The sequence below is a fragment of the Enterobacter sp. Taxon_2 genome (assembly GCF_058355295.1).
Genome location: NZ_CM178024.1, coordinates 4,626,413 through 4,639,480, shown reverse-complemented (window position 1 = coordinate 4,639,480; position 13,068 = coordinate 4,626,413). Strand labels below are relative to the sequence as shown.

The window sequence follows — 13,068 nt, the reverse complement described above, 5'->3', positions numbered from 1 at the left end:
GATTACGCTAAGAGGACATTCGCCTTGGACACACCCAGTAGATACTGGCTCAATTCCCTGTCATCCAGGAACAACTCCTAAGGCTATCTCCTCTTGCTGATGGCCTTAGTGGTTGTCAGCGACTGCTCTATTCCCGTCGCGCTGAGTCAGGCTGTTTAATGGTCTGAAACCCAATTTGTTTCTGTGTGCCCACCGAACTGTCCGATATTTTTTGCATTGGGAGTCCCGGTCATGTTGAGCGCATTTCAACTCGAAAATAACCGACTGACTCGGCTTGAAGCCGAAGAGTCACAGCCCCTCATTGATGCCGTATGGGTGGATCTGGTCGAGCCGGACGACGATGAGCGCCTTCGCGTACAATCTGAGCTGGGGCAAAGCCTGGCAACCCGCCCGGAACTGGAAGACATCGAAGCATCCGCCCGTTTTTTTGAAGACGAAGACGGTCTGCACATTCACTCCTTCTTCTTCTTTGAAGATGCGGAAGACCACGCGGGTAACTCCACCGTGGCGTTTACCATACGCGACGGCCGTTTGTTTACCCTGCGCGAACGTGAGCTGCCGGCATTCCGTCTCTACCGCATGCGCGCCCGCAGCCAGGCGATGGTGGACGGCAACGCGTACGAGCTGCTGCTCGATCTGTTCGAGACCAAAATTGAACAGCTGGCGGACGAAATTGAAAACATCTACAGCGATCTGGAAAAGCTGAGCCGCGTGATCATGGAAGGCCATCAGGGCGATGAGTACGACGAAGCGCTCTCCACGCTGGCGGAGCTGGAAGATATCGGCTGGAAGGTGCGTTTGTGTCTGATGGATACCCAGCGCGCGCTGAACTTCCTGGTGCGCAAGGCGCGTCTGCCGGGCGGTCAGCTGGAGCAGGCGCGTGAGATCTTACGAGATATCGAATCCCTGCTGCCGCACAACGAATCCCTGTTCCAGAAGGTCAACTTCCTGATGCAGGCGGCGATGGGCTTTATCAACATCGAGCAGAACCGCATCATCAAGATCTTCTCGGTGGTTTCCGTGGTGTTCCTGCCGCCGACGCTGGTGGCATCCAGCTACGGGATGAACTTCGAGTTTATGCCGGAGCTGAAGTGGAGCTTTGGTTACCCAGGGGCGATTATCTTTATGATCCTCGCGGGGCTGGCGCCGTATCTCTATTTCAAACGCCGGAACTGGCTGTAAAAATCTGGCGGGTGGCGCTGCGCTTACCCGCCCTACGATCGAATTCCCTCTCCCTGTGGGAGAGGGTTAGGGTGAGGGCAACATCACAGCCCTTTGCGCACCCTGCGTTGGGTATAAATCGCATCCGCAACAAAGATCGCCAGCGCCACCCAGATAAAGGCGAACGTCACCATCTTATCCGCCCCCGGTACCTCTCCGTAAAACACCACTGCCAGCAGGAACATCAGCGTCGGGCCAATGTACTGGAAGAAGCCCAGCGTGGAGAGACGCAGACGCGTCGCGGCACCGGTGAAGCACAGCAGAGGAATGGTGGTCACCACGCCCGCCGCCATCAGCATCAGGTTCAGCGACCACGGGTTGCTGCCCATATGGCTGGTGGCGCTGTCGGCGATGCCGAAGAGATAAATCGCCGCCACCGGCAGCAGCCACAGGGTTTCAAACAGCATCCCCGTCTGCGCTTCCACCGCAATCTTCTTACGCACCAGGCCGTAGAAGGCAAAGCTGAACGCCAGGCCGAGGGCAATAATCGGCAGCGAGCCGAAGGTCCACAGCTGCACCAGTACGCCGCAGAAGGCCAGAAGGACCGCTAACCACTGCATCCGGCGGAAGCGTTCGCCGAGGAAAATCATCCCCAGCACGATGTTTACCAGCGGGTTAATGAAGTACCCCAGGCTCGCTTCGAGCATGTGATGGTTATTCACTGCCCAGATAAACAGCAGCCAGTTACCGCCAATCAGCACCGCTGAGAGCGCCAGCAGGAAGACCTTTTTAGGGGTTTTAAACAGCGTTTTGACGCCCGACCACTGACGGCTGAGGCTCATCAGCGCGATCATAAAGAAGAATGACCAGATAACGCGATGAGTCAGGATCTCGTCAGCCGGAACGTAGGCGATAAGCTTGAAATACGCCGGGGCGATACCCCAAATAAAATAAGCGGCAAGGGCGAGTAAAACGCCCTGCCGCGTCTGTTTAGCATCCATCGGGAAAATCCGTTACAAAAAAGTGAATTAATTTTACCCGATTTTGCCGCCTCAACCCACCATATAAGTGGCGGTTGCGCTGGCGATATACACCTGTTCTTCGTTGTGTAACTCAACGCGCGCCACGGCGACTTTATTCCCCGCGCGCAGCAGGCTGCTGGTACAGGTAAAGCGATTTCCGCGCCCCGGGCGAAGATAGTCGACGCGTAAGTCGATAGTACCCATGCGTGCCAGACGCTGGCGAAGTTCGTCTTCGTTGATGGTGTCATGGCGGGTCAGCGTACTTCCCACGCAGACCAGACCTGCCGCCACGTCCAGTGCGGAGGCAATCACACCGCCGTGCAAAATACTTTGCGCCCAGTTACCCACCATCATCGGCTGGTTGTTGAAGCTCAGTTGGGCAAAGTCTTTCTCGTAACGCTCCAGCTCCAGTCCCAGCGCGCGGTTAAACGGCATATGGTAAACAAAAATCTCGCCCACGAGTTTTAACACTTCTTCGGCGGTAAGCATGGCTGACATGAGGCATCACATCCTTATTGTTAACGAAATGTTGATTTTATGCCGCGGCAACAAGGAATGCCACTTTCAGAAACGAGGATGCAGCAGTTGTCGCAGAAGTCTGTAGAATGTCCGCCACATAACTATTCAGGTAATTTTACTCTTTTGCAGGAGAACACCACCGATGCGGACGTATCTGGCCTGGTTACTGGCGGCGGTTGCGCTGCCCTTCACAGCATATGCGCAGGAAGCGACGATCAAAGAGGTGCATGATAAACCTGCCGTTCACGGTAGCATTATCGCGAACCTTCTTCAGGAACATGACAATCCGTTCACGCTCTATCCGTATGACACCAACTACGTGATTTACACCCAGACCAGCGATCTCAACAAAGAGGCGATAAGCTCCTATAACTGGTCTGATAATGCGCGTAAAGATGAGGTGAAGTTCCAGCTCAGCCTGGCATTCCCGTTCTGGCGCGGTATTCTGGGGCCGAACTCGGTGCTCGGGGCGTCTTACACGCAGAAATCCTGGTGGCAGTTCTCTAACAGCGGAGAGTCCTCACCGTTCCGTGAAACCAACTATGAGCCGCAGCTGTTCCTCGGTTTTGCAACGGATTATGAGTTTGCGGGTTGGACGCTGCGTGATGTCGAAGTGGGCTTTAACCACGATTCAAACGGTCGCTCTGACCCTACCTCGCGCAGCTGGAACCGTGCTTATACGCGTCTGATGGCGCAGAACGGTAACTGGATGGTGGAAGTGAAGCCGTGGTATGTGGTGGGCGAAACCGATGACAACCCGGATATCACCAAATATATGGGCTATTACCAGCTCAAGGTCGGCTACCAGTTAGGTGATGCCGTGCTCAGCGCCAAAGGTCAGTACAACTGGAACACCGGCTACGGTGGTGCGGAAGTGGGCTTAAGCTATCCAATGACGAAGCATGTCCGCATCTATACTCAGGTGTACAGCGGTTACGGCGAGTCGCTTATCGATTACAACTTCAACCAGACCCGCATCGGCGTGGGTGTGATGCTGAACGATATTCTCTAGGCTGCTCGAATGTTTTTGCGTTAAACGTTGAAGTTTCTCTCTCAGGCGCTGAAAATAGCGCCTGTTTCATTTCAGGCATATGGGGTTAACGTGGCGCAGGCGGAAGTATTGAATCAGGAGTCGCTGGCTAAACAGGTTTTGCATGAAACCTTTGGCTACCAGCAGTTCCGCCCCGGCCAGGAAACCATCATTGAAACGGTGCTGGAAGGCCGTGACTGCCTGGTGGTGATGCCGACCGGCGGCGGTAAGTCCCTCTGTTATCAGGTGCCCGCGCTGGTGCTTAACGGCCTGACGGTCGTGGTATCCCCACTCATTTCTCTGATGAAAGACCAGGTTGACCAGCTGCTCGCCAACGGCGTCGCGGCGGCCTGCCTTAACTCGACCCAAACCCGGGAGCAGCAGCAAGAGGTGATGGCCGGGTGCCGCACCGGGCAGATCCGCCTGCTGTATATCGCCCCGGAACGCCTGATGCTGGATAACTTCCTCGATCATCTGGCGCACTGGAACCCGGTGCTGCTGGCGGTAGATGAAGCGCACTGTATCTCCCAGTGGGGACACGATTTCCGCCCGGAATACGCTGCCCTCGGCCAGCTGCGTCAGCGCTTCCCCGAGCTGCCGTTTATGGCGCTCACCGCCACGGCGGATGACACCACGCGGCTGGATATCGTTCGCCTGCTGGGGCTGAACGACCCCTATATTCAGGTCAGCAGCTTCGACCGCCCTAACATCCGCTATATGCTGATGGAAAAGTTCAAGCCACTGGATCAGCTCCTGCGCTACGTCCAGGAGCAGCGCGGCAAGTCCGGCATCATTTACTGCAACAGCCGTGCGAAGGTGGAAGACACCGCCGCGCGTCTGCAAAACCGCGGCTTTAGTGCCGCCGCGTATCACGCCGGGTTAGAGAACCACATCCGCGCCGACGTGCAGGAGAAATTCCAGCGCGACGACCTGCAAATCGTGGTTGCGACGGTGGCGTTCGGGATGGGGATTAACAAGCCGAACGTGCGCTTTGTAGTGCACTTCGACATCCCGCGCAACATCGAATCCTACTATCAGGAAACCGGTCGCGCCGGGCGTGACGGGCTGCCTGCGGAAGCGATGCTGTTTTACGATCCGGCCGATATGGCGTGGCTGCGCCGCTGTCTGGAAGAGAAACCGCAGGGACAGCTGCAGGATATTGAGCGCCACAAGCTCAACGCGATGGGCGCGTTTGCTGAAGCGCAAACCTGCCGCCGTCTGGTGCTGCTCAACTATTTTGGTGAAGGGCGCCAGGAGCCTTGCGGCAACTGCGATATCTGCCTGGATCCGCCGAAACAGTACGATGGTCTGATGGACGCGCGTAAGGCGCTCTCGACCATTTACCGTGTGAATCAACGCTTCGGGATGGGCTACGTGGTGGAAGTGCTGCGCGGTGCCAACAACCAGCGTATCCGCGATATGGGCCACGACAAGCTGCCTGTCTACGGTATTGGCAAGGACCAGAGCCACGAGCACTGGGTGAGCATCATTCGCCAGCTCATTCACCTCGGCTTTGCCACGCAGAACATTGCCCAGCACTCCGCGCTTCAGCTCACGGAGGCCGCGCGTCCGGTGCTGCGCGGTGACGTTGAGCTCAAGCTCGCCGTGCCGCGCGTCATCGCACTGAAGCCACGCGTGATGCAGAAATCCTACGGCGGCAATTACGACCGCAAGCTGTTTGCCAAACTGCGTAAGCTGCGTAAGGCCATCGCCGACGAAGAGAACATCCCGCCTTACGTGGTGTTCAACGACGCGACGCTCATTGAGATGGCCGAGCAGATGCCGCTCAGCGCCAGCGAGATGCTCAGCGTCAACGGCGTGGGGACGCGCAAACTGGAGCGCTTTGGTAAAGAGTTTATGGCGCTCATCCGCTCTCACGCCGATGGTGATGATGAGGAGTAGTCAGCCGGGCGAAAAAGTGCCAGGATGATGACTCACTGAATTATTTCCCCGCGAGTTAATTATGTTGATGCTATTTCTCACCGTGGCGTTAGTGCACATTGTTGCGCTGATGAGCCCGGGACCGGACTTTTTCTTCGTGTCACAAACGGCCGTCAGCCGCTCCCGCAAAGAGGCGATGATGGGCGTGCTCGGTATCACCATGGGCGTTATGGTCTGGGCGGCCGTTGCGCTGCTCGGTCTGAACCTGATCCTGGCGAAGATGGCCTGGCTGCATAACATCATTATGGTTGGCGGCGGGCTGTACCTGTGCTGGATGGGCTACCAGATGCTGCGCGGGGCGCTGAAGAAAGAGCAGAAAAAACCGGAAGAGCCAAAGGTGGAGCTGGCAACGGGCGGCCGCAGCTTTGTAAAAGGGCTGCTGACCAATCTGGCAAACCCAAAAGCGATTATCTATTTCGGCTCGGTGTTCTCGCTGTTTGTCGGTGATAGCGTCGGTGCGGGCGCACGCTGGGGCATCTTCCTGCTGATCGTTGTTGAAACCTTCGCCTGGTTTACCATCGTGGCCAGCCTGTTCGCCTTACCGGCGATGCGCCGCGGCTACCAGCGTATCGCTAAGTGGATTGATGGCTTCGCCGGCGCGCTGTTCGCCGGCTTCGGCATTCATCTCATCATTTCTCGCTAAGCATGGCGCGCTGACGCAAGCAGCGCGCCAACCAGCATAAACAGCGAGCCAAAGACTTTATTCAGGGCCTTCATCTGCTTAGGCCCTTTAATCCAAGCCGCAATCCGCTGCGCCAGCGTCGCGTAACCAATCATCACGATGATATCGACGATAATGGTGGTCGCGCCCAGCACCACGTACTGCATCACCTGGGGCTGGTGCGGCACGATAAACTGCGGGAACAGGGCGGCGAGGAACACGATACTCTTCGGGTTGGTCAGGTTGACGAACACCGCGCGCTTAAACAGATGGCCGCGGTTTTGCGTCTGCGCGAGCGTATTCAGGTTAATGGAGCCTGCTGCGCGCCACTGCTGAATGCCGAGCCAAATCAGATACGCCGCCCCGGCCCATTTCAGCACCTCAAAGGCCAGCACGGAGCGGGAGAACAGAGTGCCCAGACCAATCCCAACCAGCACGATATGAATGCCCAGCCCGGTTTGCAAACCGGCAATTGACGCTGCCGCACCGCGATAGCCGTGGTTGATGGAGGTGGTCATGGTGTTAATGGCGCCCGAGCCCGGTGAAAGGCTAAGGATGATAGATGTCAGCAGGTAAGCGAACCACCACTCGAAGGTCATTTGAAACTCCCGAATCGTCTGTTTTTATGCCACAATACGCTATTGTTGAGTCATTTTGTGACCGGTTACGAAAAAACGATATTCCTTGGCTTAGGTGAGTAGAAACCCGATGTTTCAGCAGAAAAAGGACTGGGAAACACGAGAAAACGCATTTGCTGCTTTCTCCATGGGGCCGCTGACCGATTTCTGGCGCCAGCGTGAGGAAGATGAGTTTACGGGCGTCGGTGATATACCGGTACGCTTTGTGCGTTTTCACGATAAGAAAAATGACCGGGTCATCGTGGTCTGCCCCGGGCGTATCGAGAGCTACATCAAATACGCCGAACTGGCCTATGACCTGTTCCATCTGGGCTTCGATGTGTTGATTATCGATCACCGCGGGCAGGGGCTATCTGGCCGCCTGCTATCGGATACGCATCGCGGCCACGTGGATAACTTCAGCGATTACGTCGACGATCTCGCCGCGTTCTGGCAGCAGGAGGTCGAGCCCGGCCCCTGGCGGAAGCGCTATATTCTGGCGCACTCGATGGGCGGCGCGATTTCAACGCTGTTTTTACAGCGCCACGCTCACCAGTGCGATGCCATTGCGCTCACCGCGCCGATGTATGGCATCGTCATGCGTTTTCCTGACTGGATGGTACGTCATATTCTTGACTGGGCTGAGGGCCATCAGCGCATTCGGGAAGGCTATGCCATCGGGACGGGACGCTGGCGGGCACTGCCGTTTGCGATGAACGTGCTGACCCACAGTCGCCAGCGGTATCGTCGTAACCTGCGTTTTTATGCCGATGAGCCGCGCCTGCGCGTGGGTGGACCGACCTACCACTGGGTGCGGGAAGGTATCCTTGCCGGTGAGCAGGTTCTGGCAGGTGTCGGCAATGACGATACACCAACACTCCTGATTCAGGCGGAAGAAGAGCGTGTGGTGGATAACCGCATGCATGACCGCTATTGTGAACTGCGCGCGGCCGCCGGTCACCCTTGTGAAGGGGGAAAACCGCTGGTCATTAACGGCGCGTACCATGAGATCCTTTTTGAAAAGGACGCTATGCGCTCAGTCGCGCTCAACGCCATTGTTGAATTTTTCAACAGGCATAATTGATTATTGTTTTCCACCAGAGGTTGAAATCCCTATGTACCAGGTTGTTGCATCTGATTTAGATGGCACGCTGCTTTCCCCTGACCACACCCTGTCGCCTTACGCGAAAGAGACCCTAAAGCTGCTGACGGCACGGGGCGTGAACTTTGTGTTTGCCACCGGCCGCCACCACGTCGACGTGGGGCAGATCCGCGATAATCTTGAGATCAAATCGTACATGATCACCTCCAACGGTGCGCGCGTGCATGATACCGACGGCAACCTGATCTTCACCCACAACCTGGATCGCGATATTGCCGCCGATCTGTTTGGCGTGGTGCACAATAATCCGGCTATCGTCACCAACGTTTATCGTGACGACGACTGGTTCATGAACCGCCACCGCCCGGATGAAATGCGTTTCTTCAAAGAAGCGGTATTTAACTACTCCCTGTACGAGCCGGGTCTGCTGGAGCCGGAGGGGATCAGTAAGGTGTTCTTCACCTGCGACAGTCACGAAGAACTGCTCCCGCTGGAGCAGGCAATCAACGCCCGCTGGGGCGATCGCGTCAATGTGAGCTTCTCAACCCTGACCTGTCTGGAAGTGATGGCGGGTGGCGTCTCCAAAGGCCACGCGCTGGAAGCCGTCGCGAAACGTCTGGGCTTCGAGCTGAAAGACTGTATCGCCTTTGGTGACGGCATGAACGATGCCGAAATGCTGTCGATGGCGGGCAAGGGCTGCATTATGGAGAATGCGCACCAGCGTCTGAAATATTTGCACCCGGAGCTGGAAGTGATCGGCACCAACGCAGACAATGCGGTACCGAAATACCTGCGCAAACTGTTCCTTGAATAATCTTCATTTGGTTGTTTATTGCTCAGATGTCAACTAAAGAGTTCGCTACAATGCCTCTCCTTCTTTCTGAGAGACAAGCATTGTGGCGCTACTCATTATCACCACTATCCTGTGGGCCTTCTCCTTTAGTCTGATTGGCGAATACCTTGCCGGTTCGGTCGACAGCTACTTCTCGGTGCTGATGCGCGTGGGGCTGGCGGCGCTGGTGTTCCTGCCGTTTCTGCGTACGCGCGGACAGTCGCTGAAAACGATTGTGCTGTATATGCTGGTGGGGGCGATGCAACTCGGCATCATGTACCTGTTTAGCTTCCGGGCTTATGTCTACCTGTCCGTCTCGGAATTCCTGCTCTTTACCGTGCTGACGCCGCTCTACATCACGCTGATATACGATCTGCTGAGTAAACGCCGCCTGCGCTGGGGATACCTGCTGAGCGCGGCGCTGGCGGTGATTGGCGCGGCGATTATTCGCTACGACAAAGTCAGCGATCACTTCTGGACCGGACTGATGTTCGTCCAGCTCGCCAATATCAGTTTCGCCATCGGCATGGTGGGCTATAAGCGCCTGATGGAAACCCGCCCGATGCCGCAGCATAACGCGTTCGCCTGGTTTTATATGGGCGCCGCGATTGTCGCAGTGGCGGCGTGGTTTATGCTCGGTAACCCGCACAAGCTGCCGACCACCGCCGTGCAGTGGGGCGTGCTGATCTGGCTGGGCGTCGTGGCTTCCGGATTGGGGTACTTCATGTGGAACTACGGCGCGACGCAGGTCGACGCCGGTACGCTGGGGATCATGAACAACGTGCATGTCCCGGCTGGGTTGTTGGTCAACCTCGCCATCTGGCAGCAACAGCCGCACTGGCCGAGCTTCCTTATTGGGGGAGCGGTGATCCTGGCTTCACTGTGGGTCCATCGCCGCTGGGTCGCTCCGCGCTCCGCACAAACGGAAGATGGTCGCACGCGTGGTTCCGCGCTGAGCGAATAAACGCCTCCGTAATCGGCTGACGCTGCTCGCCATCGCGCACGGCGGCGTACAGTCGGCTCCACAGTCCTTCACCCAGGGTTTTGGTCACCACCAGACCCTGGCGTTCAAAGCTCTCTACCACCCAGTGCGGCAGCGCCGCGATACCCATTCTGGCCGCCACCATCTGAATCAACAGCAGGGTGTTATCCACGCTTTTCAGCTGCGGACTGATGCCCGCGGGCTGCAGGAAGTGGCGCCAGATATCCAGACGACTGCGCTGGACCGGATAAATCAGCAGCGTTTCCGTCGCCAGGTCTTCCGGCGTGATGCGCGTTTTCGCCGCCAGCGGATGATCCGGTGCCAGCACCAGGCGCACTTCATAATCAAACATCGGCGAATAGTGCAGGCCGCTGCGCGGCAGGATGTCAGAGGTCATCACCAGGTCCAGCTCGCCCTGCTGCAGGGACGGCTGCGGGTCGAACGTCACGCCGGATTTGAAATCCATCTCCACCTGCGGCCACTTCTGGCGGAAGTTCTCAAGCGCGGGGGTCAGCCACTGAATACAGCTGTGGCACTCAATGGCGATACGCAGCGTGGTTTGCTGCGGTTCGTTACACGCCTGCAGCGCGCTGGCGATTTGCGGCAGGACCTGATTCGCCAGCTGCAACAGTATCTCACCTTGCGGCGTAAAGCGCAGGGGCTGGCTCTTACGCACAAAAAGACGGAAGCCGAGGCGTTGTTCCAGATCGCTGAACTGGTGAGAAAGGGCGGACTGGGTCTGGTGCAGCGTGGCAGCCGCAGCCGCGAGCGAGCCGCAGTTCCGCAACGCTTGTAGCGTTTTCAGGTGTTTTATCTCGATCATGAAAGTCCTTCACTTCGCCATGAACATATTGCGCTTGAGGAATATACAGTACCTGCCAATTATAGATGTGTAAACATCTGGACGTCTAAATAACGAATTTCACAAGGGGCACACCATGACAATTCGCAATCACACACTCGGTTTCCCTCGCGTTGGCCTGCGTCGCGAGCTGAAAAAAGCGCAAGAAAGCTACTGGGCGGGGAACGCCACCCGTGAAGAACTGCTGGCGGTGGGACGCGAGCTGCGCGCCCGTCACTGGGATCAGCAAAAACAGGCGGGCATTGACCTGCTGCCGGTGGGCGATTTCGCCTGGTACGACCATGTTCTGACGACCAGCCTGCTGCTTGGCAACGTGCCGGCTCGTCATCAGAACAAAGATGGATCGGTAGATATCGATACCCTGTTCCGCATCGGCCGTGGCCGTGCGCCAACGGGTGAGCCAGCGGCAGCGGCGGAAATGACTAAATGGTTTAACACTAACTATCACTATATGGTGCCGGAGTTCGTAAAAGGTCAGCAGTTCAGGCTGACCTGGACGCAGCTGCTGGATGAAGTGGACGAAGCTCTGGCGCTGGGTCATCAGGTGAAGCCCGTATTGCTGGGGCCAGTCACCTACCTGTGGCTGGGTAAAGTAAAAGGCGAACAGTTTGACCGCCTCAGCCTGCTGAAGGACATTCTGCCGGTCTACAAACAGGTGCTGATTGAGCTGGGCAAACGCGGCATTCAGTGGGTGCAAATCGACGAGCCGGCGCTGGTGCTCGAACTGCCCAAGGTTTGGCTCGATGCCTTCAAACCGGCGTATGACGCGCTCACCGGGCAGGTGAAGCTGCTGCTCACCACCTATTTCGAAGGCGTGACGCCGAACCTTAACACCATTACCGCGTTGCCGGTTCAGGGTCTGCACGTTGACCTCGTACACGGTAAAGACGATGTCGCGGAGCTGCACAAGCGCCTGCCTGTGGACTGGCTGCTCTCCGCCGGGCTGATTAACGGTCGTAACGTCTGGCGTGCCGATCTCACCGGGAAATATGCCCAGATTAAGGACATCGTCGGCAAACGTGAACTGTGGGTGGCTTCGTCCTGCTCCCTGCTGCACAGCCCGATCGATCTGAGCGTGGAGACTCGCCTGGATGCCGAGGTGAAAAGCTGGTTTGCCTTCGCCCTGCAAAAATGCGAAGAGCTGACGCTGCTGCGCGATGCGCTGAACAGCGGCGACACGGCGGCGATCGCCGAATGGAGCGCACCGATCCAGGCGCGTCGTCACTCGGCGCGCGTGCACAACCCGGCGGTGGAAAAACGTCTGGCGGCCATCACCGCCCAGGACAGCCAGCGTCAGAGCCCGTATGAAGTCCGCGCTGAAGCGCAGCGTGCCCGCTTCAACCTGCCTGCGTGGCCGACCACCACCATCGGTTCCTTCCCCCAAACCACCGAAATCCGTGGCCTGCGTCTGGACTTCAAAAAGGGCAATCTGGATGCGAATCACTACCGCACCGGTATCGCCGAACACATCAAGCAGGCGATTATCGAGCAGGAACGTCTGGGTCTGGACGTGCTGGTGCACGGTGAGGCCGAGCGTAACGACATGGTGGAATACTTCGGTGAGCATCTCGATGGCTTCGTGTTTACCCAGAACGGCTGGGTGCAGAGCTATGGCTCCCGCTGCGTGAAGCCACCGGTGGTTATCGGTGACGTCAGCCGCCCGGAAGCGATCACCGTGGAGTGGGCGAAATACGCGCAGTCCCTCACGGACAAGCCGGTGAAAGGCATGCTCACTGGTCCGGTGACCATTCTTTGCTGGTCCTTCCCACGTGAAGACGTGACCCGTGAAACCATCGCCAAACAGATTGCCCTGGCACTGCGTGATGAAGTGGCGGATCTGGAAGCAGCAGGCATTGGCATTATTCAGATTGACGAACCGGCCCTGCGCGAAGGTTTGCCGCTGCGCCGCAGCGACTGGGATGCCTACCTGCAGTGGGGTGTGGAAGCGTTCCGCATCAACGCCGCGGTGGTGAAGGACGACACCCAGATCCACACCCACATGTGTTACTGCGAATTTAACGACATCATGGATTCGATTGCCGGGCTGGACGCCGACGTGATCACCATTGAAACGTCGCGCTCAGACATGGAGCTGCTGGAGTCGTTCGAAGAGTTCGAGTACCCGAACGAAATCGGGCCGGGCGTGTACGACATTCACTCCCCGAACGTGCCGAGCGTGGAGTGGATTGAAGCCCTGCTGAAAAAAGCGGCCCAGCGCATTCCGGCTGAGCGCCTGTGGGTGAATCCGGACTGCGGCCTGAAAACCCGCGGCTGGCCGGAGACGCGTGCGGCGCTGGCGAACATGGTGAAGGCAGCACAGAACTTGCGTCAGGCATAAT

At 57.4% G+C, this 13,068-nt stretch carries 13 protein-coding genes; 9 read left to right on the top strand and 4 right to left on the bottom strand.

Features of this window, described 5'->3' with window-relative positions; genetic code table 11:
- Positions 1 to 24: 24 nt before the first annotated feature.
- Together ysgD and corA are read left to right on the top strand one after the other, a co-directional pair.
- Complete coding sequence (gene ysgD / locus AC4IC4_RS22040; protein WP_212743980.1) at positions 25 to 81, top strand: YsgD/CorL family protein; 57 nt, start codon at positions 25 to 27, stop codon at positions 79 to 81.
- A gap of 150 nt (positions 82 to 231) precedes the next feature.
- Positions 232 to 1,182: a magnesium/cobalt transporter CorA gene (corA, locus tag AC4IC4_RS22035; protein WP_008501540.1), complete on the top strand. Its 951-nt coding sequence runs from the start codon at positions 232 to 234 to the stop codon at positions 1,180 to 1,182.
- 83 nt (positions 1,183 to 1,265) lie between these two features.
- Here the strand turns inward: corA and rarD are convergent, their stop codons facing one another.
- Both rarD and yigI read right to left on the bottom strand, forming a co-directional pair.
- Entirely contained in the window at positions 1,266 to 2,162 is an 897-nt protein-coding gene (gene rarD / locus AC4IC4_RS22030) for an EamA family transporter RarD (RefSeq protein ID WP_417928093.1), read from the bottom strand.
- Between the two features lie 51 nt (positions 2,163 to 2,213).
- Positions 2,214 to 2,681, bottom strand: a complete 468-nt coding sequence (gene yigI, locus AC4IC4_RS22025) for an acyl-CoA thioesterase YigI (RefSeq protein ID WP_008501538.1) — start codon at positions 2,679 to 2,681, stop codon at positions 2,214 to 2,216.
- Positions 2,682 to 2,844: 163 nt separating this feature from the next.
- Here yigI and pldA point away from each other — a divergent pair, with 163 nt between their 5' ends.
- From pldA to rhtC, 3 genes are all read left to right on the top strand, one after another.
- Positions 2,845 to 3,714, top strand: a complete 870-nt coding sequence (gene pldA, locus AC4IC4_RS22020) for a phospholipase A (protein WP_491471891.1) — start codon at positions 2,845 to 2,847, stop codon at positions 3,712 to 3,714.
- A gap of 90 nt (positions 3,715 to 3,804) precedes the next feature.
- Positions 3,805 to 5,634 (top strand): ATP-dependent DNA helicase RecQ, encoded by a 1,830-nt coding sequence (recQ, locus tag AC4IC4_RS22015; protein WP_047345452.1) that lies wholly within the window; start codon positions 3,805 to 3,807, stop codon positions 5,632 to 5,634.
- Between the two features lie 61 nt (positions 5,635 to 5,695).
- Positions 5,696 to 6,316 carry a threonine export protein RhtC gene (gene rhtC / locus AC4IC4_RS22010; protein ID WP_024907989.1) on the top strand — a complete coding sequence of 207 codons (621 nt, stop codon included), beginning with the start codon at positions 5,696 to 5,698 and terminating at the stop codon, positions 6,314 to 6,316.
- Here rhtC and rhtB read toward each other — a convergent pair.
- Positions 6,313 to 6,933, bottom strand: coding sequence for a homoserine/homoserine lactone efflux protein (gene rhtB, locus AC4IC4_RS22005; RefSeq protein WP_008501533.1), 621 nt, complete (start codon positions 6,931 to 6,933; stop codon positions 6,313 to 6,315). The two genes, rhtC and rhtB, sit on opposite strands and share 4 nt — an antisense overlap.
- A gap of 109 nt (positions 6,934 to 7,042) precedes the next feature.
- Here rhtB and pldB point away from each other — a divergent pair, with 109 nt between their 5' ends.
- The 3 genes from pldB (at position 7,043) to AC4IC4_RS21990 (ending at position 9,849) form a co-directional block, all read left to right on the top strand.
- On the top strand, positions 7,043 to 8,035 hold the full coding sequence (gene pldB / locus AC4IC4_RS22000) for a lysophospholipase L2 (RefSeq protein ID WP_024907990.1): 993 nt from the start codon (positions 7,043 to 7,045) through the stop codon (positions 8,033 to 8,035).
- Between the two features lie 31 nt (positions 8,036 to 8,066).
- Positions 8,067 to 8,867 (top strand): sugar/pyridoxal phosphate phosphatase YigL, encoded by an 801-nt coding sequence (gene yigL / locus AC4IC4_RS21995; protein WP_491471890.1) that lies wholly within the window; start codon positions 8,067 to 8,069, stop codon positions 8,865 to 8,867.
- An 82-nt stretch (positions 8,868 to 8,949) separates the two neighbouring features.
- Complete coding sequence (locus tag AC4IC4_RS21990) at positions 8,950 to 9,849, top strand: carboxylate/amino acid/amine transporter (protein WP_032646069.1); 900 nt, start codon at positions 8,950 to 8,952, stop codon at positions 9,847 to 9,849.
- Here the strand turns inward: AC4IC4_RS21990 and metR are convergent.
- On the bottom strand, positions 9,737 to 10,690 hold the full coding sequence (gene metR, locus AC4IC4_RS21985) for an HTH-type transcriptional regulator MetR (protein ID WP_491471889.1): 954 nt from the start codon (positions 10,688 to 10,690) through the stop codon (positions 9,737 to 9,739). The two genes, AC4IC4_RS21990 and metR, sit on opposite strands and share 113 nt — an antisense overlap.
- Positions 10,691 to 10,805: 115 nt before the next feature.
- Between metR and metE the strand changes: the two genes are divergently transcribed.
- Positions 10,806 to 13,067 carry a 5-methyltetrahydropteroyltriglutamate--homocysteine S-methyltransferase gene (gene metE, locus AC4IC4_RS21980; protein ID WP_491471888.1) on the top strand — a complete coding sequence of 754 codons (2,262 nt, stop codon included), beginning with the start codon at positions 10,806 to 10,808 and terminating at the stop codon, positions 13,065 to 13,067.
- Position 13,068: the final 1 nt, after the last annotated feature.